Source organism: Henriciella mobilis (assembly GCF_003576285.1).
Classification (GTDB): Bacteria; Pseudomonadota; Alphaproteobacteria; order Caulobacterales; family Hyphomonadaceae; genus Henriciella; species Henriciella mobilis.
On sequence record NZ_QWFX01000006.1, the window covers coordinates 242,309 to 267,716 of the forward strand.

Genomic DNA, 25,408 nt, shown 5'->3' on the forward strand with positions numbered 1-25,408 from the left:
TTTCTTGTCATGCCTCGCCTATGTTAGTGTTCTGAAAGACACACCAGGATCGACGGATTAGATAATGAATATGCGCAATCTCGCTGTCTGGGGACTCATCGCCGCCCTTGTCGTGGCCATGATGATCGCCATGCAGGGTACCTCAGTCGCCGCCGGTTCGGAAAAGGTTCCGATTTCCGAGATCATGCAAATGGCCAAGGAAGGCCAGATCGCGGAAGCCACGGTTACCAATGACCGCATCACGGCTATCACTCAGGGCGGCAGTACGGTTTATGCTGAAAAGCTGCCGAGCAATTTCGAAGCGTCGAACAAGCTGACGGACCTCGGCGTAGAGGTCACCGAGGATGCCGATACTGGCTTCAGCCTGAGCGGCCTGCTCCTCAATCTGCTGCCGCTGGTGCTGATCCTCGGCCTCTTCCTGTTCCTGATGCGTCAGATGCAGGGCGGCGGCGGTGGACGCGGCGCGATGAGCTTCGGCAAGTCGCGCGCCCGCATGCTGACCGAGAAATCCGGCCGCGTGACGTTTGATGACGTCGCAGGAGTGGACGAAGCCAAGGAAGAGCTGCAGGAAGTCGTCGAGTTCCTGCGTGACCCTGCCCGCTTCCAGCGCCTTGGCGGCAAGATCCCGAAAGGCGCGCTTCTGGTTGGCCCTCCGGGCACCGGTAAGACGCTGCTCGCCCGCGCGGTGGCAGGCGAAGCCGGCGTGCCCTTCTTCACGATTTCCGGTTCCGACTTCGTCGAGATGTTCGTCGGCGTCGGTGCAAGCCGTGTCCGCGACATGTTCGAGCAGGCCAAGCGCAATGCACCCTGCATCATCTTCATTGACGAAATCGACGCTGTCGGCCGTTCGCGCGGCGCCGGCCTCGGCGGCGGCAATGACGAGCGCGAGCAGACGCTGAACCAGCTGCTCGTCGAGATGGACGGCTTCGAGGCCAATGATGGCATCATCATCATTGCCGCGACCAACCGCCCCGACGTTCTGGACCCGGCCCTGCTGCGCCCCGGCCGCTTCGACCGTCAGGTCACGGTGAACAATCCGGATATTCTTGGCCGCGAACGCATCCTGAAAGTGCATATGCGCAACGTGCCGCTGGCCAAGGATGTGAATCCCAAAGTCATCGCGCGCGGTACGCCCGGCTTCTCGGGCGCCGATCTCGCCAACCTCGTCAACGAAGCTGCCCTTCTGGCAGCGCGGCGCGGCAAGCGCGTCGTGGCCATGGCCGAGTTCGAGGATGCCAAGGACAAGGTGCTGATGGGGCCTGAAAAGCGCTCCATGGTGATGTCCGACAAGGAACGCGAACTGACCGCCTGGCACGAGGCCGGCCACGCCATCGTGGCGCTCAAGGTCCCGGCGGCCGACCCGGTCCACAAGGCGACCATCATTCCGCGCGGTCGTGCCCTCGGCATGGTCATGCAGCTGCCCGAAGACGACAAGATGTCGATGTCGAAGATCGAAATGACCTCACGCCTTGCGATCATGATGGGCGGGCGCGTCGCCGAGGAAGAAAAGTTCGGCATGGAGAATGTCACCGCCGGTGCAGCTTCGGACATCCAGCAGGCGACCAAGCTCGCCCGTGCGATGGTCACGCGCTGGGGCCTCTCCTCCGAGATCGGTCCGGTCGACTATGCCGATGACCAGGGCGACGTGTTCCTCGGCCAGCAGCTGATGAACAAGTCCCACGTCTCCGAGGAAACCTCGAAGAAGATCGAGGAGGAGGTCCGCAAACTCGTCCAGAAAGGCATGGACGATGCCCGCGAAATCATGACCAAGTATCGTGATCAGTGGAGCGCGGTCGCCGAAGGGCTGCTTGAATACGAGACGCTGTCTGGCGAAGAGATCAAGGACCTGCTCAACGGCAAGCCGCCGCACCGTCCGGAAGAACCGGACGAGCCGCAGGGGCCGACCTCTGCCGTGCCGGTCACCGGCAAGCGCCGAAAGGGCTTTGGCGGCGGGGAGCCGGACGGCGAACCGAGCCCGGCCTGATCATCGAACCCATCAATGAGAGGGCGCTGCCGGAATGGCCGCGCCCTTTTTCTTTGGAGCATGCAGGACATGACCGAGAAAAGACCCGACCCGAACGGCCGCGTTCTCGTTGTCGCAGGATCCGATTCCGGCGGCGGCGCGGGCATACAGGCCGACATCAAAGCCATCATGGCAACCGGCGGCTATGCCATGACCGCCATTACGGCGATCACCGTCCAGGACACGACGGGCGTCCATGACGTCCACCCCGTGCCCCTCAACACGGTGCGCGGCCAGATGGCCGTCTGTCTGAAGGATATTGGCGCTGACGCCATCAAGACGGGCATGCTCGCCACAGCCGACCTGGTCGAGCTTGTGGCCGAAACGCTGGATGAGCGCGCACGTGATGTTCCGCGCATCGTCGACCCGGTCATGGTCGCAACGTCCGGCGACCGGCTGATCGATGAACGCGCGGTCGACGCGCTGATGTCCCTGCTGATACCCGGCACCGCCCTTCTCACGCCGAATGCGCCGGAGGCTGAAGTGCTGAGCGGAAAGTCTGTTGATGGGGTGAATGGCCAGCGGCGGGCAGCTGAAGCCCTGCTCAATCGCGGCGCAAAAGGTGTCCTCGTCAAAGGCGGGCACATTCCGGGCCGCGTCATCACGGACGTCCTGCAGACCGAGCATGGCGAATGGCTCCTGGAGAGCGAGCGCATCGTGACCACATCGACCCACGGCACGGGCTGCACGCTGGCGAGCGCGATTGCATCCCTGATCGCCCAGGGTCAGCCGATCGACGCAGCTGTCGAGCAGGCTCGCGACTATCTTCATGGTGCCATCCAGCATGCGAAGGGCTTCGGCAGCGGCCATGGCCCGGTCGACCATGGCTGGACACTTCAAACGGATGTGGAGCGATGAGCCTCGCGGAAACCCGCAAGCGTTATGATGACTGGCTCGCTGCGCGAGACGAGAGGCCGGCGGACATCATGGCGGGGATAGGCGACGCCCTCCACCTGCCGCTGGACAAAGCCGGCCTGAGAGCGCGCGGCTGGAGTGACCTGCCTGTCGACTGGGTCCCCGAAGACGGCCATCTCCACATAGGCGGCTATGGCGAGGACCGGGCGATCTATGACACGCCGATCTTCAATCCTGCTGGCGAGGAGCCGCGCACGATCCATCTTGGGCTCGACATCTTTGCGCCGGCAGGACGCGCTGTTTACGCCCCGCTTGCCGGCAAGGTTCACAGCTTTCAGGTGAATGACAATGCCAAGGATTATGGCCCGACCATCATCCTTGAGCACGCCCTCGCCCCCGGCCTGACAATCTGGTCGCTCTACGGCCACCTCAGCGCCGAAAGCCTCGACGGCCTTGCGGCTCGCCAGGACATCGCAGCCGGAAGCGAACTCGCCCGTCTCGGCGACCCGTCCGTGAATGGCGGCTGGGCACCGCACCTGCATGTCCAGGTGATGCTCGACCTGCGCGGTCAATCCGGCGATTTTCCGGGCGTCTGCAGGCGCAGCGAGCAGTCGGACTGGCTAACGCTTTGCCCGGATCCGAGACCACTGCTGGGACTGATCTGAAGCCGGGTGGTCCGTTCCGCGATGAAGCTTTCCTCTCGCTCGCCTGAGCAGGTCAATTGGACAATGTCCTGGAAAGTCCAGTTTGTTCAGGAAGCGCGGTCGACCATGGATGGACCCTCTTCCGCGATAAGAAACATCTTTGAGTCTGCAGGAAAAAACACATCTCAAGTGGAGGGAGAATTATTTCTACTTAAGTTGCAGGCTTGGCGCGGACCAGTTTAACTGAAGGGGCTTTCTTCGGAAGGCGTTCATCTCCAACAGGTCCGAAAGGAAACTCCCATGCCCGCCATCGAAATCGTAATGCAGATCGTGCCATCGGCTTTGCTCGCGTTCAGCGCATCAGGTATGCCGTCCGATGCTGCGCAAACCTGCGCAATGAACGTGAGCGCAGAAGTCTCCACCAGCCGGGACGACTGCATCTTCATTCGCCAGAGCGGGGATATCTGCCTGTATTGGTGTGATGGCAACTATGAGCTGCGTGTTTGCGAGTAGCCAATTGTGATTGGCCGGCTTGTGAACAGTTGGCCAATCATATTAAAAGCTCGGGCTCAGGCCTAGGCCGACTAAACCGCGCCTTAGAAAGTCTGGTTTGTAGAGACCGGGCTATTCGCCTATCTGCAATGCCTTCCACCTGGAGGCATTGTGATGACCAGCCTGCCCTTTTACCAAATTGACGCTTTTGCTAGCCGCACCTTCGAGGGCAACCAGGCCTGCGTCATGCCGATGGACAGCTTCCTGCCAGACGAGACGCTGCAGGCCATTGCGGCTGAAAACAATGTCGCGGAGACGGCCTTTATCGTACAGACGGGCGAGGGCGTCTGGGACCTGCGCTGGTTCACGCCAACCGTCGAGGTACCGCTTTGCGGGCACGCCACGCTGGCATCGGCGCACGCTCTGTTCTCGCATCTTGGATATGATGGCGAGGAGGTCGCATTCGATACCCGCCAATCCGGCCAGCTCACCGTAAAGCGCACGCCGGATGGCCGTTACGAGATGGATTTTCCGGCGCCAGAGATCCGCAAGATGGACGTGACCGAAGATGTCGCCGCCGCGCTTGGCGCGTGGCCCCTCGAAGCCTGGGGCGGGCCATTCTACGCGGCGGTCTTCGCTGATCCCGAAGACATCGTGAGCATGCAGGCCGATATCGACCTCATCGGAAAGCTCGGCGTGATGAAGGATGTCAATCGCGGCAATCTCGGCGTGCTCGCGGCTGGCGGTGACGGTGTCGATGTGACGAGCCGCTTCTTCGCGCCAGCGAGCGGCATCCCGGAAGACCCGGCCACCGGCAGCTGGCATTGCATGGTCGCAGCCATCATGGGGCCACGCCTGAAGCGCGCCTTCGACTGCTATCAGGCCTATCCCGGCCGCGGCGCCAAAATCGGTGTCGAGCTGGTTGGCGACCGCGTGAAGCTGCGCGGGGACGCTGTGACCGTCATCGAAGGCAAGTTCTCGCTCTAGGCCACAAAACGCTGCCAGGACCCCACTTCATGTGAAGCGCGCAAGCGCCGGGACGGAAAAAACTCAGAATGGGCGGTCGCCATTCACGGTCACGCGCCGCATGTGCCGGCGGTGGCCGTGATAGTCGTTCAGCGCAAAGTGCCAGGTGCTGCGATTGTCCCAGAAGGCGACCGAGCCAGCCTCCCAGCGAAAGCGACATGTGAACGGCTCCTGCCTCGAATGCTCGAACAGGTAATTGAGCAGCGGACGGCTTTCCCTCCGGCTCCAGCCCTTGAAGCGCAACGTGAAGGCCGGATTGACATAGAGCCCCTTGCGGCCAGTTTCCGGATGGGTGCGCACGACGGGATGCTCGAATTCAGGGGCATCCGGGGCCGCTGTCGCCTCCATGGACTGGCGATTGAGCGCCGACTGCCCTTTCGGTCCATACTCGCCCTTGGCAGAGTGGATGGCCGTCAGCCCTTCCAGCGTCTCCTTCAGACCGTCTGAAAGCGCCTCATAGGCCAGGTGCTGGTTCGCCCAGAGCGTATCGCCGCCAAAAGGCGGGACTTCGATGGCGTGCAGGATCGAGCCGAGGGCCGGCTCTTCCAGGAAGGACATGTCGGTGTGCCAGCCGCCGCCGAAATTCGTTTTTTCTTCTGGCTCCTTGATGATCTCCAGGATCTCCGGATGGCCTTCCATGCCCTTTACATAGGGGTGCACGTTCAGCGTTCCGAAATGGCGGCCGAACGCCTTGTGCTTTTCCGGCGTCAGGCCATGCTGACCCCGGAAGAAGATGACATGGTGGTCCAGGAAGGCCTGATGAACCTGGTCGAAGGCCTCATTCGAGAGGTCACTGGCAAGGTCCACCCCATCGATCTCTGCGCCGAGCGCACCTGAAATGGGTTTTACCTGAATGGCGCTGGTCATGTTTGTCCTCCCGGTCTGGTCTTGCTGCCAGATGTTTTCCGATCCTAGCCGAGCCGGTGACGGACGCAATCCTCAGGCCTGTCCCGGCGCGCGGCGTCGCTGGCGCTGAGAGAACCAGACGCCTGACAGGATCAGGACAAAGGCGCCGAGCGCGCTCCAGCTTTGCACCTCCTGAAAGGCGAAGAAGCCGATAATCGCCGACAGGATCGGAATGACATAGCCTGTCAACGCAATGAAGGTCGCGCTCGTCCGGCTGACCAGGAAGATGAGGATGATGCCGGCAAGTCCGGTCGAGACGGCGCCGAGCCCGATCACGGCCGCCGCGCTTTCAGGGGTTAGTGTCACCGTCGACCAGTCCGTCCAGAACAGCATGGGCACCGAACAGAGCGCAGCAACCGTTACAAATCCGACCGGCATGACAGTCGGCGCAAGGCGCGGCGCCTGCCGGGCAATGATCCCGTTGATCGAGTAGCAGAGGGCGCCGCCAAGCACGAGCAGCTGGGCGACAAGATCGGCATTGCCGAGCCCCTTGAGCGCATCCGGTCCGATCAGGAGCACCACTCCCGCGAAACCGGCCAGCAGGCCGATCACCTTGAACCCGGTGAGTTGCTCATCGCGGAAGTAGAGGTGCGCGAGTATCGCGGTGAAAAGCGGCGCGGCGGAAATCAGCAGGGCCGCAAGGGAAGAGTCGATGGTCGTCTGCCCCATTGTGATCAGGTAGAAGGGCATCGCCGTCCCGATCGTGCCAAGTCCGATGATCGAAAGCCAGGCGGGCCGGTTCGAGAATGGCGGCAGGCGCTCTCCGCGCGCCAGCATGGCAATCCATAGCACAGCGGCGCCACAACCGAGCCGCCCCGGAATGATCACACTCACCGGAAGGTCCTCGACAGCGACCTTGGTCATGGCGAACGCGCCGGCCCAGCAGGAAGAGAGCAGGAGGAACAGGGCCCATTCAGCAGGTGAGCGTTGGGTGTCCATCAGGCTGGGGCGGTCCTCGAATATCTCCGCTCCTGCAATTGCACCGGCAGACGCAGGCGGCAAGGCCGCAGGCGCATCCGCCTGTCCGGAAATTACCCCTATCACACGCCCCTGAAATCTGGCATACGGGCCGCGGGCCAGCCCTCCCCAACGAGGGCCAGCCTATCTGTAAGGATAGGAGTAAAACAGATGACGATTCCCGCTAAGCCGGACGTGCGTCCAGCATGCCCGCATTTCTCTTCCGGGCCGACTGCCAAGCGCCCCGGATTTTCACTCTCACAACTTGAGACAACCGCTTTCGGCCGCTCACACCGCGCCAAGGATGCGAAGGCGAAGCTGAAAGAAGCGATCGACCGCACCAAGGTGATCCTGAAGCTGCCCGACGACTATCGCGTTGCCATCGTGCCTGCGTCTGACACCGGCGCTGTCGAGATGTGCATGTGGTCGATGCTCGGCGCGAAGCCGGTCGACATCTTTGCCTGGGAAAGCTTCGGCAAGGACTGGGTGACGGACGCGCAAAAGCAGCTCAAGCTCGACAATTGCGAAGTCTATGTCGGGGACTATGGCGTGCTGCCGCCCTTCGAGAAGGCGCGCGACGATGCCGATATCGTCTTCACCTGGAATGGCACGACCTCAGGCGTGCGTGTCGACGATCATAGCTGGATCAAGCCGAACCCGGACCGCGTCGTGATCTGTGATGCAACGTCCGCCGTCTTCGCGCAGGACATCCCGTTCGAGAAACTCGATGTCATTACCTATAGCTGGCAGAAAGTGCTCGGCGGGGAAGCGGCGCATGGCATGCTGATCCTGTCGCCCAACGCCGTGAAGCGGCTTGAAAGCTTCACGCCTGACCGTCCGCTGCCGAAACTCTTCCGCATGACCAAGGGCGGCAAGCTGAACGAATCCCTGTTCGAAGGCGCCACCATCAACACCCCGTCCATGCTCTGCGTCGAGGATTATCTCAAAGCCCTCGACTGGGCCGAAAGCGAAGGCGGACCGGCCGGTCTCAAGGCACGGTCCGACAAGAGCCTCAGGATCCTGGAAGACTGGGTCGCGAAGACCGACTGGATCGACTTCCTCTGCGCCGATCCCGTGACGCGCTCCAATACGGGTGTGACGTTCAGGATCGCCGATCCGCGCGTGGCCAAGCTCGACAATGATGCCCAGGAAGCCTTCGTGAAGAAGCTGGTGACCATGCTGGAAAAGGAAGGCGTCGCCTACGATTTCAACTCCTACCGCGATGCGCCTCCAGGCCTGCGGATATGGGTTGGTTCGACGGTCGAGCCGTCGGATGTCGAGAAGCTCCTGCCCTGGCTCGACTGGGCCTTCGCCACAGCCGCGACCGAACTCCAGGACGCCTGATTACTCGTCATCCCGCAAAGCGCACCAGCGCTTCTCCGGGACCCAGTGCGAACAGTTCAACTGGGTCCTGGGTTTTCGCTGCGCTCCGGCCGGGATGACGCCTTTCCCCTGCTTGTAAATGGAACACAAACCCATGCCCAAAGTCCTAATCGCTGACGACCTCAGCACCGCCGCCGTCGAAATCTTCAGAAATCACGGCATCGAAACCGATATCCGCGTCGGCCTGACCAAGGATGAGCTGATCGAGATCATCCCGGAATTTGACGGCCTCGCCGTGCGGTCGGCCTGCAAGCCGGACGCCGACGTCATTGCCGCGGCCTCGAAGCTGAAAGTGATCGGCCGCGCCGGCATTGGTGTCGACAATATCGACATCAAGGCGGCGACCGCAAAGGGCGTCGTCGTCATGAACACGCCGTTCGGCAACGCTGTCACGACGGCCGAACACGCCATCGCGATGATGTTCGCCGCCGCGCGCCAGATCCCGGCTGCCGATGCCGGTACGCAGGCCGGCAAGTGGCCGAAGAAGAACTTCGTCGGTACCGAGGTCTCCTACAAGACGCTCGGCCTGATCGGCTGCGGCAATATCGGGGCCCGCGTGGCCGAACGCGCCAAGGGCCTCCTGATGAAGGTCGTCGCCTTCGACCCCTTCCTCACCGAGGAAAGGGCTGTCGAGCTCGGCGTGGAGAAGGTCGATCTCGATCACCTGCTCTCGCGCGCCGATGTCATCACGCTGCATACGCCGTTGACCGACCAGACGCGCAACATCCTGTCGAAGGAAGCGCTGGAGCAAACCAAGAAAGGCGTGATCGTCATCAACTGCGCCCGCGGCGGGCTGGTCGACGAAGCCGCTGTGCGCGAACTGCTGGAATCCGGCCATATCCAGGCCGCCGCCTTCGACGTGTTCGCAGAAGAACCGGCGAAAGAGAACGTCCTGTTCGGCGCGCCGAACTTCGTGGCGACCCCGCACCTTGGCGCCTCGACCGTCGAAGCGCAGGAAAACGTCGCGCTGCAGGTCGCCGAGCAGATGAGCGACTACCTGCTCACCGGCGCGGTAACGAACGCGCTCAACATGCCGTCGGTCACCGCCGATGAAGCCCCGCGCCTGAAGCCCTTCATCGACCTTGCTGAAAAGCTCGGCCAGTTCGCCGGCCAGATCTCCGATCACGGTTTCGAGGAAGTCGTCATCGAGTATGAGGGCGACCTGGCCGACATGAACCGCAAGCCGATCACGGCAGCGGCCCTGGCGGGCCTGCTGCGGGCCTCTCGCGGCGATGTGAACATGGTGTCCGCACCTGCCATCCTCGCCGATTCCGGCGTGAAGTTCTCCGAGAGCGTCACAGAGGACAGCCCCGTCTATGACAGCCTGATCCGGATCAAGGTGCTTGTGCCGAAGACGGCAAACTCAGACCAGGCAGGCTGGCGCTCGCTGGCCGGAACCGTATCGGCCGGGCGTCCGCGCGTCGTTGAGGTCAAGGAAATGCCGCTGGAAGGCGATTTCTCCCCGGTCATGCTCTACGTGAACAATCTCGACAAGCCGGGCTTCATCGGCTCGCTGGGCGTGATGCTGGGCGAAGCGAATGTGAACATCGCGACCTTCCATCTCGGCCGGCAGGCTGAAGGCGGCGAAGCCATCGCGCTGATCGGCATCGACGGTGAACCGGCCGCCGACGTCACGCAGAAAATCGATTCGCTGCCGCATGTACGCTACGCGAAGGTCCTGCACTTCTAGGGATACATCCCATTCATAAGACTTATGCCCGTTCCGGCCGATGAAAGCCGGAACGGGCTGCTCCATTTCGCGTCCATGAGATGAACGCAATTTCGAAGGAGCATCCCAATGACGAAAGTCGCCATCATCTATCATTCCGGCTATGGCCACACCGCCAAGGTCGCCGACCATATTCTCAAGGGCGCGCAGGCTGTCCACGGCGCAGACGTCACGCTCTACAAGGCTGACGACCTGACAAGCCCGGACAAGGGCCCCTGGTCCGAACTCGCCGAGGCAGACGCCATCATCTTTGGCGCTCCGACCTATATGGGCTCGGCCTCCGCGGTGTTTAAGCAGTTCATGGAAGCGGCCTCGAAGGTCTGGATGGCGCAGGGCTGGCGGGACAAGATCGCCGCCGGCTTCACCAATTCCGGCTCGCTGGCGGGTGACAAGCTCAACACGCTGCAGGAACTGGCAATTTTCGCCGGCCAGCAAGGTATGATCTGGGTCAACTACGGTGCCTTCCCCGGCTACAATACGAGCCAGAGCGACTACGAGAGCGCCTGGAACCGGGCCGGCCACATGATCGGGCTGGGCACCCAGTCGCTGACGGACCTGCCAGCCGATCAGACCCCGGACCGCGCAGACCTCGAGACAGCTGAAGACTTCGGGCGCCGTGTCGCTGAGGCCACAAAGCGCTGGGTTCGCGGCAAAGTGGACCAGGCGCTGGAAACCGCCTGAAGAGATTAACTTGACCTCAGGCCCGCCCCGGCCTTTCTGGGGCGGGTCAATTTTTCAGAGGTCCCTTCCATGAATCGTCTCCTTGTCTGCAGTGCTCTTACCCTCTCGGCCGTCTCGCTTGCCCAGACCGCCGAAGCCCAGCTCGTCGAGGAAGCGCGCATTGGCGTCATGCAGCACAATATCTGCGTGATCGACTGCAAGAACGCCGACAAGGAGGATGGCCCGACGGTCGAAGGCGAAATCGTTTTCGCCTCACCGGAGTTTCTGAAATATATCTGGGCACCCCGCCCTTACGCGCTGGCATCGATCAATGTGTCAGGCGACACAAGCTATGGCGCGGTCGGCCTGATGTGGAACTGGGACTTTGCCGAAGACTGGTCGCTGGAGCCAAGCCTCGGCTACGCCATCCACGATGGCGCGGTTGCCAGCCCGTTCCCGCAAGGCAGCCCGGAAAGCAATGCCTTCTCGCAGGAAAACGTCCTGTATGGATCGGAGGACCTCTTCCGGACCGGCCTCGCCGTCAACCGCGACATCGGTGAGAATTGGGGCCTTCAGCTCCAGTATGAGCACCTGTCCCACGGCCAGATCCTCGGCAATGGGCGCAATCAGGGCGTCGATAGTATCGGGCTGCGCGCCTATTACCGTTTCGGCGGGTAAGGCTTACCCGCCGTCACACTTGCATTCAGACGAGATCAGGCGAATCCTCCCCGTCAACAAATGACATGGGAGGATTGAATGGCGCAGAAACATGCCATCATCATTGGCGCCGGCCTCGGCGGCCTGACCGCTGCCATCAAGCTGCAGGAAGCGGGACATTCCTTTGATCTGCTCGACCGCAACCCGAAAGTCGGCGGCACCTGGTATGAGAACACCTATCCGGGATGCGCCTGCGACGTTCCGGTAGCGCTCTACCAGCTGTCTTTTGCACAGAGCATCAACTGGACCCGCGCCTATCCTCAGGGCTCGGAAATCCAGGCCTATGCAGAAGAAATCGCCGATCGCTTCCAGCTGAGGCCGAACCTTCATCTCAATGACGCTGCCGTGAGCGCGAAATGGGATGACGAGACCAAGAAATGGACGGTCACGACCGAGAGCGGCAAGACCTATACTGGCGAGATCCTTGTCGGCGCCCTTGGCCAGCTCAACAGGCCCAACTGGCCGAAGATTGACGGCATCGACGCCTTCAAGGGCGCGAAGATGCATTCGGCGCGCTGGGATCATTCCGTCGATTTCGAAGGCAAGCGCGTTGGCGTCATCGGCTCGGCAGCGAGTGCCATCCAGCTGATTCCCGAACTTGCGAAGGTCGCCAAGCAGCTAACCGTGTTCCAGCGCACACCGAACTGGGTCATCCCGCGCCGCGATGTCCCCATCACGCAACAGGAACAGGCCCTGATGTTCACCGAGCCGGAAACGGCAATGGACCTTGGCGCCCGCAACCGCCAGCTGATCTATGACAATGCCGATCATTTCTTCTGGCAGGCCTTCAAATGGACCCAGGCCGGGCGCGACGCCTATACGGCGATTGCGACCAACCACCTGAAAGACCAGGTGAAGGATCCGGAACTGCGCAAGAAGCTGACGCCCGACTATCCTGTGGGCTGCCGGCGCATCCTGATCGGCGACGACTATTTCCCCGCGCTCCAGCAGGACAATGTCGAGCTCGTCACCCAGGCGCCGAAGTCGATCGACGAGACCGGTGTGACGACACCGGACGGTGTCCACCGCGAGTTCGATATCCTGGTCTTTGCAACCGGCTTCGAGACCACTGGCTGGAACTGGTCGGTCGATGTCGAAGGTCTGAACGGCAAGCATCTCAACGAGGAATGGTCCGACCACCCGGAGGCCTATCGCGGCATCACGGTCGCCGACTTCCCGAACCTCTTCGTGCTGTATGGCCCGAACACCAATCTCGGCCACAACTCCATCACCTTCATGCTGGAGCGCCAAGTCGAGTACATGATCAAGGCGCTGCTCACGCTGGATGAAAAGTCGGCGTCGGCCATGATGCCGAAGAAGGATGCGCAGGACCGCTGGAACAAGGAAATCCAGGAACAGCTGCAGAAGACGGTCTGGGCCGATCCGGCGTGCAATTCCTGGTACAAGACCGAGGACGGCCGGATCACCCAGAACTGGTCCTCTCACACGCGGGACTATGCTGCGGCCGTGCAGGACGTGAAAGTCGAGGATTACGAACTCGCCTGATCGTCGCGCTAGCGCAACTCGCCCCTTGATATTCGCGTGCAAACACTGTCTGTGGCGCACGGGATTTCAAGGAGTATGAGCCCATGTCAGGTGTGGTCGTTGTCGGGGCCCAGTGGGGCGATGAGGGCAAGGGCAAGATTGTCGACTGGCTGTCGAGCCGGGCCGATACGGTTGTTCGCTTCCAGGGCGGCCACAATGCTGGCCACACGCTGGTCATTGGCAACAAGACCTTCAAGCTGAACCTCTTGCCATCGGGCGTCGTGCGCGGTGGCAAGCTCTCGGTGATCGGCAATGGCGTCGTCGTAGACCCCTGGCAGCTGCTGTCGGAGATCGATGGCATGATGAAGGAAGGCGTGATGCTCGGCCCGGACGACCTGATCCTGGCCGACAATGCCTGCCTTATCCTGCCCTGGCACAAGGATATCGACGCGGCCCGCGAGGCGGCGCTCGGCGACTCCAAGATCGGCACCACGAAGCGCGGAATCGGCCCGGCCTATGAAGACCGTGTCGGCCGGCGCGCCATCCGGGTTGCCGACCTCGCCGATCCGGCCGCTCTTGACCTCAAGCTGGAGCGCCTGCTGGCCCACCACCGTCCGCTGCGCGCCGGTCTCGACCTGCCTGAACCGGATGCCGAGAAGCTTAAGGCAGACCTTCTGGAGCTGGCACCGAAAGTGCTGCCCTTTGCCAAGCCCGTGTGGAAACTGCTGGATGAGCAGGTCAAGCTCGACCGCCGCATCCTGTTCGAAGGCGCCCAGGGCGTCATGCTCGATGTCGATCACGGCACCTACCCCTTCGTGACCTCATCGAATGTCGTGGCGGGCAATGCCTCGGCCGGGTCCGGCGTCGGGCCCAGCGCGATTTCCTACGTGCTCGGCCTCGCCAAGGCCTATACGACACGCGTCGGCTCGGGCCCCTTCCCGACAGAACAGGACAATGAGATCGGCCAGCGCCTCGGCACCGTCGGGCATGAATTCGGCACCGTCACGGGGCGGGCCCGGCGCTGCGGCTGGTTCGACAGCGTCATGGTCCGCCAGGCCTGCGCAACCTCGGGCGTGACCGGCCTTGCACTGACCAAGCTCGACGTTCTCGACGGCTTTGAGGAGATCAAGGTCTGCGTGGCCTACAAGCTGAATGGCAAGGAAATCGACTATTTCCCGGCCGGTCTCACCGACCAGGCCGCCGTCGAGCCGGTCTATGAGAGCATGCCGGGCTGGAAGGATTCCACGCGCGGCGCCCGCAGCTGGGCAGACCTGCCGGCCGAAGCGGTCAAATATGTCCGCCGCCTGGAAGAACTCGTTGGCAAGCCGTGTGCGCTGGTGTCCACCTCGCCGGAACGCGAAGACGTCATCCTGATGCGCGACCCGTTCGAGCGGGCCTGACCATCCTTCAAGCGGTTTGCCGCGCCTCGAAAATCCGGCTGAGGGCGACAGCACCGGCTGTTGCGACATTTATGCTGTCAAAGCCCGGCGCCATGGGAATGCGCACGGGATGCGCCGCTCCGATCAGCCCGTCCGGCAGGCCCGGACCTTCAGCCCCGAGCAGCACGGCGACCTTCCCTGAAACCGGCATGTCGCCGATGGGTGTGGCGCTGGCGCCCGGCGTCATCGCCCAGATGTCATAGCCTGCGTCCTTCAGGGCTGCGATATGATCGGCCCCCGTCTCGCCATGGTGGAAGGGCAGCCAGAGCGCGCTGCCGGCGGATACACGGATGGCCTTGCGATAGAGCGGGTCGCAGCTGCGTTCATCAAGGATGATCCCATCCACGCCGAAGGCCGCCGCATTGCGGAACGCCGCGCCAACATTGTCGTGGTTGGAGATGTCATTGAGGACCAGCAGTGTCTCGCCGCTGAGCAGATTTTCCAGGCCAATCGGCTCACCCTTTCGCGCGCAGGCCAGCACGCCGCGGTGAATGGGAAATCCGGCGACCGCATCCATTATTGTCTGCGGCGCGACATAGATGGGCACATCGCCTGGCAGGCCCGCCAGAATATCCGCCAGAGGTTCAAGCCGCGTCTCGCCGATGAAAACGCTGTCGATCGTGAAGCGAGACCGCTCGGCCAGGATTGAAAGCGTTACTTTTCCCTCGACTATGAAGCGGCCGTCGGGCCGGCCGGTGAGGTCCCGCTCGCGGATCGAGACATAGGGCGCCACGCGCGGATCGGCGGAATCGTCGATATGGATGACCTCATTCATGCGGAAAGGAGCACTCCTGGCGAACGTCTGGACTGGCGAAGACAGCCGTTTAGCGAAGCATGCGCGTCAGCGCGAGGCCCGGATTAACCAGCCGGTTCCCCAATCGTGCCATTCCGGCTAGTGTCCCGAATGGCCGCAGGGGCGCGGGCGAGGGACAAGACAATGACACATGCCGGGTCGCGAATTGCGGTCACACTGCTTTTCGCGCTGATCTATCTGGCCTTCCTGTTCGAGACGGGCGTGCTGGTCTATGAGTTCGGCCCCGATGGCCTCGCCCTGCAGATGGCGACGATGTTCGCCCACAACTTCCTGTTCTTCCCGGTTGCAGGCGCGCTCGCCCTGATCGCCTTCTGGCGGCCTGCCGTCCTGATCGTCGATGCGCTGGCGGCAGGCCGGGTTCCCCACGGACGGATCACGCTGATTGCCGTGGCCGGGATCATCGGCTTCCTCTCCTGGTCCCTGTCGAACGCCTTTGCCGGGTCCAATACGCGGTCTTTGTTCGAGGTTGCGCCCGATGCCATCGTCAGCGACGAGGGCGTGCCCTCCGAAGATCCGGCCTTGCGGCGCGCGGCGATTGGCGAGGTGCTGATCCAGCTGAAGATCAATGCGGCCAGCGAAGGCGGCCTGCAGAGGTTCCAGTCGCGCTGCGAGGACGAATGGCTGCGCTATGGCGTTGCCGCGCAGGAACAGAAGCTCTGCTTTCCGACAGGCACCGTGACCAGCATCGAAGCCTGCTGCAGGGCCAAGACCGATTTCCGCGCCCGGGTAAATGCGATGGAGGCCGACCACCCATCCTTGCTCGCCTCGGTTCACCGTTATGTGCTGCCGGTTAAGATGGTGTTCCTGCTGACCCTGCTGTTTATCGGCATCCTGCTGGTCTGGCTGCGCAAGCCGCTGACCCAGCTCTATGGCAAGACGGTCCAGCAGGTATCTTTCCCGTTGGCCGCGGGCGGCGCGCTGGTCCTGCTCTGGCCGCTAATGAATGCGGCCTATCTCTCCACCTCATCCCTGCTTACCGGTGACGGGCTGTCCAACGCCTACCGGATTACCGCGCCGCTTTTCGCGCTTGGCTTCGGGGTCTGGGCGATGCTGCTCATCTTCTTCCACCTGCGCACCTATCCCAGCCATATCGAGACCGCGCTGAAATCGGCAGGCGCCATCGCCGCCGCCATCGGCGTGTTCCGGTATGAGGATATCGTGAACTATCTCAGCCGCACGCTCGGGGTCGGTGGCGGCCTGGTGGCCGTCATCGTCTTCACTGTGGCGGTGGGCGCTCTGATTGCGGCGGTCCTGATGGGCGTCAAGGCGCCGGAATTCCTCGACCCGAAGGCCGAGGACAAGGAAGATCCGGGTCTGGCGGACTAGGTGTCAGCCACCCGCCGGCAGGCCCTGCTCTTTCGCCATGCGCTTCATCGCCTTCTGGATCTTCTCGAAGGCGCGGACCTCGATCTGGCGAATGCGCTCACGGCTGACATTGTAGACCTCTGACAGCTCTTCCAGCGTCTTCGGCTCATCGGTCAGGCGGCGTTCCTGCAGGATGTGCTGCTCGCGCTCCGACAGGTCCGCCATGGCTTCCTGGAGAAGCGTCATCCGGCTGTCGAACTCCTGACGGTTGGCATAGGATTCGGCCTGGCCGGGATCGTCATCGGTCAGCCAGTCCTGCCATTCCATGTCGCCTTCCTGGCCCATGGGCGCATTGAGCGAGGCGTCAGATCCGCTCATCCGGCCATTCATGCTGAGCACGTCCTTCTCGGACACATTCAGGCGCTCGGCGATTTCCTTCACCTGGTCGGGATTGAGATCGCCGCTTTCCAGCGCATTGATCTCGCCCTTGATGCGGCGAAGATTGAAGAACAGCTTCTTCTGCGCGGCCGTGGTGCCGAGCTTCACGAGGCTCCAGGAGCGCAGGATGTATTCCTGGATCGCGGCGCGAATCCACCACATGGCATATGTCGCGAGGCGGAAGCCCTTGTCCGGATCGAATTTCTTCACGGCCTGCATGAGACCGACATTGCCTTCGGAGATCACCTCGGCCATCGGCAGGCCATAGCCGCGATAGCCCATCGCGATCTTGGCGACGAGGCGAAGGTGGGAGGTCACCATCTGCTCGGCGGCGTCGGTATCCTCATGTTGCTGCCAGCGCTTGGCCAGCATGAATTCCTGCTCCTTTTCGAGCATGGGAAATTTCCGGATCTCTGTGAGATACCGGCTGAGGCCCTGTTCCGGGCTGAGGGCGATTGATGTTGTCTTTGCCATCGGCGTTTTTCTCCTGTCTACGGAGTCTGACCCAAAAGTCCGGCATCAGTTCCGCATCGGTTCTGAAGAAAGTGTCTAGCCCCAATCATTGGCGGCGTCTTTCCCCCGTTTGCGCATCTCATTTATCACGCATGCTCATAAATGGGCGATGAACCCGGCCAAATGAAGGCCGCAGCGAAATTTTTCGACAAAAAAAGAGGCTGTCCGGCCGGTTCTGGCCGAACAGCCTCATTCGATCCAGAACCGGGCGTCAGGCAGCCTTTTTGGGCGCCGTCTTCCTGGCTGCAGGTTTCTTGGCCGCCGCAGGCTTCTTTGCGGCGACCACCTTCTTGGGTGCTGCAGCTTTTTTGGCCGTCGGCTTCTTCGCAGCCGGTTTCTTCACGGCGGCGGCCTTCGCAGCAGGCTTCGCCGCCTTGGCTGTGGCTGGCTTGGCCTTCGCCGCAGCTGTCTTGACTGGTTTCCTGGCTGGCGCCTTGGCGGCGGCTTTCTTCGCCGCTGGTTTCACAGCCGCCTTCTTGGCGACAGTCTTGGCAGCCGTTTTTGCTGCCGGTTTTGTGGCTTTTGCTGGCATGTATTACCCCCGAGCAAAGTGAAACGGGACTATACTTTTCTAGCGTCACCGAATCAGTCGGGACATTCGAATCTTGATACTGGTTTTCAGAACGCGCAACCAAATAAAAATTAAAGGAATTCAAGATTTGGAAAACCCCGCACTCCATCATCACTGTATTCGAGACGATTGAGACCCGGATGCGGGGGCGGCATCCGGGTCTCGTCTAGGCGCCTGCCTGCTGAATTACTTCGCCCGGGGCTTACCTGGGATCGATGGCTTGCCGGGCTTTGCAGCTGGCTTGGCTGCCGGTTTTGTTGAAGGCTTGTTCTGTTGCGATTGCATCGCGGTTGCCTTGTAGACTGAGGCTTTACTATTGCGCCTCTCAAGCACTGTCACGAAATGTTCCAGCACTTGTGAAATACGTCTTTCGATTGCTTGCCGCAACGGCGCGCGAGGTGAAATCTTCGTTAGCTCGATTGCGCCTGGCCGCTTGCGACGAGGGGGCGCAACCGGGCGGGCATGACTTCACCGGCCAGACGCCCTAAGTAGCGAGAACCATACTGAAAGACTCAACATGGCGAATTTTCTTACAATCGGCTTTTACCTGGCGCTCGCTGTCCTGCTGGTCATCCTTGTGCTTGGCCTCGTCAACCTGACCCGGACGGACGAAAACCAGCCGAGCCGGTCGAACAAACTCATGCGCATGCGCGTCCTCGTCCAGGCGATTGCCATCGCCCTTCTTTGCGCGATCGGCTTCGTCGCCGGCGCCTTCGGCTGACCGCGCCACTAATGGAGGCCTGTCTTGGTCAAGCTCGACAAGATCTACACCCGCACCGGCGACAAGGGTAAGACCCGCCTGGCCACGGGCGAGCCGGTCGACAAGTGGAACCCGCGCGTCACCGCCTATGGCAGTGTCGATGAGGTGAACGCAGCGCTCGGCGTTGCGGCCACGACCGCAGAAGGCGACCTGGCAGAAGCCATCCATCGCATCCAGAATGACCTGTTCGACCTCGGCGCCGACCTGGCAACGCCGGATCGCGGAAAGGATCTTGGCTGGGAGCCCCTGCGGATCGTCCAGACCCAGGTCGAGCGGCTGGAACGGGAAATTGACGCGATGAATGCCGACATCCCGCCGCTGGACAGCTTCATCCTGCCAGGCGGCTCGGCCCTCGCAGCCTATCTGCATGTCGCCCGCGTGACCTGCCGGCGCGCCGAACGCGATATTGCCCGGCTGGCGGGGCTTGAAGACGAAACGGTCAGCGCACCCGCTCTCGCCTACATCAACCGGCTGTCGGACTGGCTGTTCGTGGCCTGCAGGGCCGCCAATGAAAATGGTGCGGCCGACATAAAATGGGTGCCCGGGGCCAATCGCGGCGATGGCTGAATCCCCGCCGGCGCCGCCATATGCCCGCTTTCTCGGCCACTGGGAACTCGACCCCGCCTCCTGCCGGTATGAGCAAGGCGATCCGCCCGCCTCGGGTCAGTACATCATCCGCGAGGAAGTCGGCCTGCTCGTGTTCGACATGGCATGGACAGACAAGGCCGGCGACGCCCATACCGCATCCTTCAGCGGCAAGGCCGATGGTGTCGCCGTGCCGTTCGAGGGGACCGACCTGATCGACAGTTTCGTGATCGCTGCCGAAAGCCCGAGCGAGCTGAACTCGTCGGCCTATCTCAAGGGCGAGAAGCTCATGCAGGCGACCCGCACCCTGATCGACGACGAAACCATGCGCATCGTGCAGACCGTTTACCTGCCGGATGGCTCTGCGCCGTCGAACCGGTCTGTCTATTACAAGCGCGGCTAGCAGCATCAGGGCTTGAGCATTTGCCGGCTTCAGGGCAAACCATCGCGCCATGAGCGATACACCACCAGACCGCCTGAGCCTTGACCCCCGCAGCCCGCATTATGACGAGGCGCTGATTTCGCGCGGCGTCGGGGTGCGCTTCAAGGGCCAGGAACGCACCAATGTCGTCGAGTACTGCCTGTCGGAAGGCTGGATCAAGGTCGTCGCGGGCAAGTCCCTCGACCGGCGCGGCAATCCGCTGACCCTGACCCTGAAAGGCCCTGTCGAGGTCTGGTTCGAGGATGTCGAGAATAAGACCGAAGACTGAGGCAGTTCTCGCCACACCCATTGCAACGCCAATCGTTGCCAAGGGACCGGCGCTTCCGGCTGGAAAGCCTCCTGTATCTCAAATTTGCGCGACGAATTGACCTTTACGTTAGCGGGAAGCTTGATTGTTTCCCGCGAGTTCTCTAGGTCAACGCCAGACTTCAAGATCGCAATTATGGGAGCCAGCCGATGAAGGTGCTCGTGCCCGTCAAACGGGTGATCGATTACAACGTAAAAGTCCGCGTAAAGTCGGACCAGACAGGCGTCGACCTCGCCAATGTGAAGATGTCGATGAACCCGTTCGACGAAATCGCCGTCGAGGAAGCGGTCCGCCTGAAGGAAAAAGGCGCCGCTGAAGAGATCATCGTGGTCTCGATTGGCCCGCAACAGGCGCAGGAAACGCTGCGCACCGCGCTCGCCATGGGTGCCGACCGCGGCATCCTGGTCAAGACGGACGATGCGGTGGAGCCTCTGGCCGTCGCCAAGATCCTCAAGGGCGTTGTTGGCGAAGAGAGCCCGGACCTCGTTATCCTCGGCAAGCAGGCCATCGATGACGATGCCAACCAGACTGGCCAGATGCTCGCCGCACTGCTGGACTGGCCGCAAGGCACCTTCGCCTCGGAAGTCGTCCTGGAAGACGGCAAGGCAAACGTCACGCGCGAGATCGATGGCGGCCTGCAGACCCTTTCGCTGCAGACCCCGGCCATCGTCACCACGGACCTGCGCCTCAACGAGCCGCGCTATGCCTCGCTGCCGAACATCATGAAGGCGAAGAAAAAGCCGATCGATGAAAAGGCGCCGGGCGATTATGGCGTCGATACCGCCGCCCGCCTGACCGTCGTCAAGGTGACCGAGCCGCCGGAACGCGAAGCTGGCGAGAAGGTCGAGGACGTCGCCACGCTTGTCTCGAAACTCAAAGCTGAAGGAGCGATTTAATGGCTGTTCTGGTACTTGCAGATCACGACAATGAGTCGCTCTTCGACGCGACCCACAAGACCGTCACGGCGGCAAAGGCTTTCGGCGGCGACGTCGATGTGCTGGTCGCCGGCAAAGGCTCCGGTGCGGTTGCCGATGCCGCCGCGAAGATCGATGGCGTTCGCAAGGTGCTCCACGCCGAAGGCGATGCCCTCGAAAAGCAGCTCGCCGAAGCCATGGAAGCGCTGATCGTCCCGCTGATGGATGGCTATGATGCCCTCTTCTCGCCCGCCACCACGATGGGCAAGAACGTTACCCCGCGCATCGCGGCCAAGCTTGACGTCATGCAGATCTCCGACATCACGGCCATCGAAGGCACCGATACGTTCGAGCGCCCGATCTATGCCGGCAATGCGATGATGACGGTAAAGTCTTCCGATCCAAAGAAGGTCGTCACCGTTCGCGGCACGTCGTTCGACGCGGCCGGCGAAGGCGGCTCGGCATCGGTCGAGAGCATCGACGCCCCGGCCGGTCCGTTCAAATCGGCCTTTGTCGACGAGAAGATCGTCCAGTCTGACCGCCCGGAACTGACCTCCGCCAAGACCATCGTGTCCGGCGGCCGTGCGCTCGGCTCGAAAGAAGAGTTCGACCGCCTGATCGTTCCGCTGGCTGACAAGCTGGGTGCTGGTGTCGGCGCCTCGCGCGCTGCCGTCGACGCGGGCTACGCCCCGAACGACTACCAGGTCGGCCAGACCGGCAAGATCGTTGCCCCTGAGCTGTACATCGCCATCGGTATTTCCGGCGCGATCCAGCACCTTGCCGGCATGAAGGATTCCAAGATCATCGTTGCCATCAACAAGGATGAGGAAGCCCCGATCTTCCAGGTTGCCGACTATGGCCTGGTCGCGGACCTCTTCAACGCCGTGCCGGAGCTGACCGAAGCGCTCTAGGCGCCCGGCAACCCAGGTTCAGAAAGCCCCGGATGCTTCATCCGGGGCTTTTTTTGTTGTCATCTCAAGCCGCTTCGAGCTCTTTCATGACCTCGTCGAGGAAGGCCCCGATCTCGACGTTCAGCACCATGTGGGCATAGGAATCCATGTCGGTCGGTTCGCGATTGATGATGACCAGCTTTGCCCCGGCGCGCTTTGCCATGACCGGAATACCCGCCGCCGGATAGACGACGAGCGACGAGCCCAGGACGATGCACAGGTCGCAGGCCTCGGCCTCGGCGGTCGCGCGCTCCATCTCGACTTCGGGCATGGACTGGCCGAAGGAAATCGTGGCCGTCTTGATCAAGCCTGTGCAATTCACGCAGATGATTTCCTCATCGGCTTCCCACGGGGCGCGCAGCTCCTCCAGCTCGTAGCGCATGCCGCATTGCAGGCATTTTGCGTAGGACGCATTGCCGTGGATCTCGATCACCTTGTAGTCGGGCACACCGGACTCCTGGTGAAGGTTATCGACATTCTGCGTCACGACGGCGCTGACCTTGCCCTGCCTGACGAGTTCAGCGATCGCATGATGACCGGCATTCGGCTGGGCGCCGACCCACCCGGCCGACTTGTTGAAGACACGCGTCCAGGCTTCGCGGCGGGCGTCACGGTCCGACACGAAGTCCTGGAAGTAGATCGGCTTCATCTTGCTCCAGACACCACCCGGTGACCGGAAGTCCGGAATGCCGCTTTCGGTTGAAATTCCTGCGCCGGTAAACACCATGACGCGTTCTGCGCGCCGGATCAGGCCCGCGAGTTCCTTGGCTTTGCTCATGCAGCCGATCTTATACGAGGCTTTTGGGCGCATCCAGACTCCCGCCGCAAACAACATCCTGTGCGCCAGTCCGCCTCCATGAGCCTGTGCCCGGTGGGTCACAACCCTCTGGCGACTGATTACACATCTGCTGACAGGCCTTGATCTTTTCTGCGCCGCACAATCAGTCTACGAGATTACGAGATTGACAGAGCGGATGGCCTCTCGGAGGGCGGAATGAGCAATATCGGCACTGTAGGCGTTGTTGGCGCCGGCCAGATGGGCAACGGGATCGCGCATGTCTGTGCGCTCGCCGGGTATGATGTCTTCCTCAACGACGTCTCCGAGGACGCCCTCGAGCAAGGCATGAAAACCATCGAGGCCAACATGAGCCGCCAGGTCTCGCGCTCGATGATTTCGCCTGATGACATGACAACGGCCCTGAAACGCATCCAGCCCGGCACCTCGCTCGAGCCGTTCGGAAAGGTGGACCTCGCCATAGAGGCGGCCACCGAGAAGCGCGAAGTCAAGGAAGCGATCTTCAAGTCGCTCTGCGATGTTGTCCCCGAGAGGACCTATCTGGCGACCAATACCTCGTCCATCTCGATCACGCGTCTTGCAGCGACAACGGACCGTCCGGAAAAGTTCATCGGCCTGCACTTCATGAACCCTGTGCCGCTGATGAAGCTGATGGAAGTCATCCGCGGCCTCGCGACTGACCAGGACACCTATGAAATGGCGCTCGGCTTCGCCAAGGCGCTGGGCAAGACGACGACCAATGCCGAGGACTATCCGGCCTTCATCGTGAACCGGGTCCTGGTGCCGATGATCAATGAAGCGGTCTATGCACTCTATGAAGGCGTTGGCACGGTGGAAAGCATCGACACCGCCATGAAGCTCGGCGCGAACCACCCGATGGGCCCGCTGGAACTGGCCGATTTCATTGGCCTCGATACCTGCCTGTCCATCATGCAGGTCCTGCATGACGGCCTCGCCGACACGAAATACCGCCCCTGCCCGCTGCTGGTGAAATATGTCGAGGCCGGCTGGCTCGGCCGCAAGGCCAAGCGTGGCTTCTACGACTATCGCGGTGACGCGCCCGTCCCGACACGGTAGATATCAGCTGCGCCAGCGCAGCGTGACCGGTTCGATCGGGTTTTCGAAAGAACGCCCTTCAGTCCGTGAAGCGGTCCATTCCTTCTTCAGCGTGCGATACCATTTGGCCTGGACGTCGATATCGTCGATCCAGATCATCGCCTTCTGATACTTCATGCCCTCATTCTGCAGGTCAACGATATCGCCATCTTGGCGCAGGAATTTCCGGGCGGCCGGCTTGAAGATCGGAATGGCGAGATTGAGCAGCGGCGCACCGAAGAACCAGGTGACCTGGGTGATGCGCGTCTTTTTTTTGTAGATCGGCGTCAGGCAGGTCAGCGTCAGCAGCCGGGCGGTCTCGTTCTCGACGATCTCCCAGCGATAGCCGGGAAGCTGGAAAATGATTTCCGTTGTCACCTTGCCGCCGAATACCGCCTTGTAAGCGAGCGAATTCGATGAAGGCTGGTGACGGTCGATGGCCCAGCCCCGGTCGCGCGGGACGAAGGGCTTTTCCTTGAGCTTCAGGCCAACGCTTGGCGGGCGCCACCACCATTGCGAATGGACGAACGCGACGTGCGCAGGGTCCATCAGGCCGACCACGGCGTCGTCCATGTGGGCGTTGAAGTCTTCCTGAATGACGAATTTTGGCTTGTCCGGCAGCTCGCCAAAATCCGGCGGCGGAACGTCCGGTTCGCCCGAGACTTTCGGATCATGCGCGATGAAGACGAAGATCATGCCGTTCTTCTCATGCACCGGATAGCGGCGCACCTTGAAGCGGCTTGCCTCATAGGGCTGTTCTTCCAGCACCGACGGCATGTGGCGGCAGACGCCGTCCGTCCCGAAGCGCCAGCCATGATAGGGGCACTCGACCGTCGGCTCGCCATCAGTGTCCAGCATCTTGCCGGCGCTGAGCGGCACAAGCCGGTGCGGGCAGATATCGCGCAGCGCGAACGCCTCGCCCGCTTCCGTCCGGCCGATGACGATGGGCTGGTCGAGCATGATCCGGTGAAGCAGGCCGCCGGGCTTCAGCTCCTTCGAGGTGCAGCCGAGATACCAGCTATCGGTCAGCCAGCCTTCGGACGTGATTCCGGGCTGGGTCTCCACCGTTTTGTCTATGAGGGTTTGGCCGTCGGGCATGGCGTTCTGAAGCTTACTCTTCCTTGTAAATACGAGAATAGTCTACGAAGGCGGTTCCTTCCAACGCCTCAATGACAACTGCTTTTGCGAGGTCGAAGTCTACCACAAAGCAGGCAGCCTCCATTGTGTCTGAACCGATGCTGCCCCCGTCGCAGTGACCAAGCCCTTTCCAGCCGAGCGTTTCGTTGAGAAAATCCTCCAGAGCTTGACGTTTCTCAAGGTCGTCCTCGGTGCCGAATCCGTCGACGACATATTCAACCACCAGCACCGACTGCTCTGATGTATCGAGCTCTTCGTAACCCGCTTCTCTTGGTGCGGTTAGACGATCGTCGAATTGCCTCTCCAATGAGCGCAAGAATTTCACCCTGTGAGCACGGGTCTGGCCCTTGTCGCCGAGCCGGCCCCAATGCTCAATGAGCCGGCGATTTTCCGGCTCCGCCCAAACCTCGAAATAAGCTGAAATCGCTCCGTCGGGCTCGCGCTTGTAGAGCTTAATCATGGTGA

Annotated in this window: 27 protein-coding genes; 19 read left to right on the plus strand and 8 right to left on the minus strand. The window is 61.8% G+C overall.

All coding sequences use genetic code 11. The features are described from left to right. Positions 1-64 precede the first annotated feature (64 nt). The 5 genes from ftsH to D1223_RS05930 all read left to right on the plus strand — a co-directional run bounded on the left by ftsH (position 65) and on the right by D1223_RS05930 (position 5,001). Positions 65-1,984 (plus strand): ATP-dependent zinc metalloprotease FtsH, encoded by a 1,920-nt coding sequence (gene ftsH / locus D1223_RS05910; RefSeq protein WP_119375503.1) that lies wholly within the window; start codon positions 65-67, stop codon positions 1,982-1,984. 69 nt (positions 1,985-2,053) lie between these two features. Beyond that, entirely contained in the window at positions 2,054-2,881 is an 828-nt protein-coding gene (gene thiD, locus D1223_RS05915; RefSeq protein WP_119376051.1) for a bifunctional hydroxymethylpyrimidine kinase/phosphomethylpyrimidine kinase, read from the plus strand. After that, entirely contained in the window at positions 2,878-3,543 is a 666-nt protein-coding gene (locus tag D1223_RS05920; protein WP_119375504.1) for a peptidoglycan DD-metalloendopeptidase family protein, read from the plus strand. Before thiD ends, D1223_RS05920 begins: the two co-directional genes overlap by 4 nt. A 279-nt stretch (positions 3,544-3,822) precedes the next feature. Next, complete coding sequence (locus D1223_RS05925) at positions 3,823-4,035, plus strand: hypothetical protein (RefSeq protein ID WP_119375505.1); 213 nt, start codon at positions 3,823-3,825, stop codon at positions 4,033-4,035. A 153-nt stretch (positions 4,036-4,188) separates the two neighbouring features. Further along, a complete protein-coding gene (locus D1223_RS05930; protein ID WP_119375506.1) occupies positions 4,189-5,001 on the plus strand; it encodes a PhzF family phenazine biosynthesis protein in 813 nt (270 codons plus the stop codon). Positions 5,002-5,064: 63 nt separating this feature from the next. On the opposite strand, the gene D1223_RS05935 is transcribed toward D1223_RS05930, so the two are convergent. Together D1223_RS05935 and D1223_RS05940 are read right to left on the minus strand one after the other, a co-directional pair. Beyond that, positions 5,065-5,907, minus strand: a complete 843-nt coding sequence (locus tag D1223_RS05935; protein ID WP_119375507.1) for a TauD/TfdA dioxygenase family protein — start codon at positions 5,905-5,907, stop codon at positions 5,065-5,067. A 72-nt stretch (positions 5,908-5,979) separates the two neighbouring features. Next, positions 5,980-6,885 (minus strand): DMT family transporter, encoded by a 906-nt coding sequence (locus D1223_RS05940; RefSeq protein WP_119375508.1) that lies wholly within the window; start codon positions 6,883-6,885, stop codon positions 5,980-5,982. A gap of 189 nt (positions 6,886-7,074) precedes the next feature. Between D1223_RS05940 and D1223_RS05945 the strand changes: the two genes are divergently transcribed. The 6 genes from D1223_RS05945 (at position 7,075) to D1223_RS05970 (ending at position 14,277) form a co-directional block, all read left to right on the plus strand. Beyond that, complete coding sequence (locus D1223_RS05945) at positions 7,075-8,247, plus strand: phosphoserine transaminase (protein ID WP_119375509.1); 1,173 nt, start codon at positions 7,075-7,077, stop codon at positions 8,245-8,247. A gap of 133 nt (positions 8,248-8,380) precedes the next feature. Then, positions 8,381-9,976: a phosphoglycerate dehydrogenase gene (gene serA, locus D1223_RS05950; RefSeq protein WP_119375510.1), complete on the plus strand. Its 1,596-nt coding sequence runs from the start codon at positions 8,381-8,383 to the stop codon at positions 9,974-9,976. Positions 9,977-10,084: 108 nt separating this feature from the next. After that, a complete protein-coding gene (locus tag D1223_RS05955) occupies positions 10,085-10,696 on the plus strand; it encodes a flavodoxin family protein (RefSeq protein WP_119375511.1) in 612 nt (203 codons plus the stop codon). A gap of 69 nt (positions 10,697-10,765) precedes the next feature. Then, on the plus strand, positions 10,766-11,353 hold the full coding sequence (locus tag D1223_RS05960) for an acyloxyacyl hydrolase (protein ID WP_119375512.1): 588 nt from the start codon (positions 10,766-10,768) through the stop codon (positions 11,351-11,353). 78 nt (positions 11,354-11,431) lie between these two features. Beyond that, positions 11,432-12,898: a flavin-containing monooxygenase gene (locus tag D1223_RS05965; protein WP_119375513.1), complete on the plus strand. Its 1,467-nt coding sequence runs from the start codon at positions 11,432-11,434 to the stop codon at positions 12,896-12,898. An 83-nt stretch (positions 12,899-12,981) separates the two neighbouring features. Further along, a complete protein-coding gene (locus D1223_RS05970) occupies positions 12,982-14,277 on the plus strand; it encodes an adenylosuccinate synthase (protein WP_119375514.1) in 1,296 nt (431 codons plus the stop codon). 7 nt (positions 14,278-14,284) lie between these two features. Here the strand turns inward: D1223_RS05970 and D1223_RS05975 are convergent, their stop codons facing one another. Further along, positions 14,285-15,091 carry a TrmH family RNA methyltransferase gene (locus D1223_RS05975; RefSeq protein WP_119375515.1) on the minus strand — a complete coding sequence of 269 codons (807 nt, stop codon included), beginning with the start codon at positions 15,089-15,091 and terminating at the stop codon, positions 14,285-14,287. A gap of 162 nt (positions 15,092-15,253) precedes the next feature. Between D1223_RS05975 and D1223_RS05980 the strand changes: the two genes are divergently transcribed. Then, positions 15,254-16,456 (plus strand): hypothetical protein, encoded by a 1,203-nt coding sequence (locus D1223_RS05980; RefSeq protein WP_119375516.1) that lies wholly within the window; start codon positions 15,254-15,256, stop codon positions 16,454-16,456. Between the two features lie 3 nt (positions 16,457-16,459). On the opposite strand, the gene rpoH is transcribed toward D1223_RS05980, so the two are convergent. After that, the gene (rpoH, locus tag D1223_RS05985) at positions 16,460-17,347 is read right to left on the minus strand and encodes an RNA polymerase sigma factor RpoH (RefSeq protein ID WP_119375517.1); all 888 of its coding nucleotides are present in this window, start codon (positions 17,345-17,347) and stop codon (positions 16,460-16,462) included. 125 nt (positions 17,348-17,472) lie between these two features. Beyond that, positions 17,473-18,042, minus strand: a complete 570-nt coding sequence (locus D1223_RS18805; protein WP_158588421.1) for a hypothetical protein — start codon at positions 18,040-18,042, stop codon at positions 17,473-17,475. Positions 18,043-18,474: 432 nt separating this feature from the next. Here D1223_RS18805 and D1223_RS05995 point away from each other — a divergent pair, with 432 nt between their 5' ends. The 6 genes from D1223_RS05995 (at position 18,475) to D1223_RS06020 (ending at position 21,876) form a co-directional block, all read left to right on the plus strand. Continuing rightward, positions 18,475-18,678 (plus strand): twin transmembrane helix small protein, encoded by a 204-nt coding sequence (locus tag D1223_RS05995; RefSeq protein ID WP_119375518.1) that lies wholly within the window; start codon positions 18,475-18,477, stop codon positions 18,676-18,678. A 24-nt stretch (positions 18,679-18,702) separates the two neighbouring features. Next, a complete protein-coding gene (locus tag D1223_RS06000) occupies positions 18,703-19,284 on the plus strand; it encodes a cob(I)yrinic acid a,c-diamide adenosyltransferase (protein ID WP_119375519.1) in 582 nt (193 codons plus the stop codon). Beyond that, the gene (locus D1223_RS06005) at positions 19,277-19,705 is read left to right on the plus strand and encodes a hypothetical protein (protein ID WP_119375520.1); all 429 of its coding nucleotides are present in this window, start codon (positions 19,277-19,279) and stop codon (positions 19,703-19,705) included. The genes D1223_RS06000 and D1223_RS06005 overlap by 8 nt, the downstream gene beginning before the upstream one ends. Before the next feature lie 49 nt (positions 19,706-19,754). Next, a complete protein-coding gene (locus D1223_RS06010; protein WP_119375521.1) occupies positions 19,755-20,012 on the plus strand; it encodes a DUF3297 family protein in 258 nt (85 codons plus the stop codon). A gap of 188 nt (positions 20,013-20,200) precedes the next feature. Then, the gene (locus D1223_RS06015) at positions 20,201-20,947 is read left to right on the plus strand and encodes an electron transfer flavoprotein subunit beta/FixA family protein (RefSeq protein WP_119375522.1); all 747 of its coding nucleotides are present in this window, start codon (positions 20,201-20,203) and stop codon (positions 20,945-20,947) included. Further along, entirely contained in the window at positions 20,947-21,876 is a 930-nt protein-coding gene (locus D1223_RS06020; RefSeq protein ID WP_119375523.1) for an electron transfer flavoprotein subunit alpha/FixB family protein, read from the plus strand. The genes D1223_RS06015 and D1223_RS06020 overlap by 1 nt, the downstream gene beginning before the upstream one ends. A 64-nt stretch (positions 21,877-21,940) precedes the next feature. Here the strand turns inward: D1223_RS06020 and D1223_RS06025 are convergent, their stop codons facing one another. Beyond that, positions 21,941-22,693 carry an SIR2 family NAD-dependent protein deacylase gene (locus D1223_RS06025; protein ID WP_119376052.1) on the minus strand — a complete coding sequence of 251 codons (753 nt, stop codon included), beginning with the start codon at positions 22,691-22,693 and terminating at the stop codon, positions 21,941-21,943. 216 nt (positions 22,694-22,909) lie between these two features. Between D1223_RS06025 and D1223_RS06030 the strand changes: the two genes are divergently transcribed. Further along, positions 22,910-23,788: a 3-hydroxybutyryl-CoA dehydrogenase gene (locus tag D1223_RS06030; protein WP_119375524.1), complete on the plus strand. Its 879-nt coding sequence runs from the start codon at positions 22,910-22,912 to the stop codon at positions 23,786-23,788. A 3-nt stretch (positions 23,789-23,791) separates the two neighbouring features. Here the strand turns inward: D1223_RS06030 and D1223_RS06035 are convergent, their stop codons facing one another. Next, a complete protein-coding gene (locus tag D1223_RS06035; RefSeq protein ID WP_119375525.1) occupies positions 23,792-24,904 on the minus strand; it encodes an aromatic ring-hydroxylating oxygenase subunit alpha in 1,113 nt (370 codons plus the stop codon). Positions 24,905-24,917: 13 nt separating this feature from the next. Next, entirely contained in the window at positions 24,918-25,403 is a 486-nt protein-coding gene (locus D1223_RS06040; RefSeq protein WP_119375526.1) for a WGR domain-containing protein, read from the minus strand. Between the last annotated feature and the right edge of the window lie 5 nt (positions 25,404-25,408).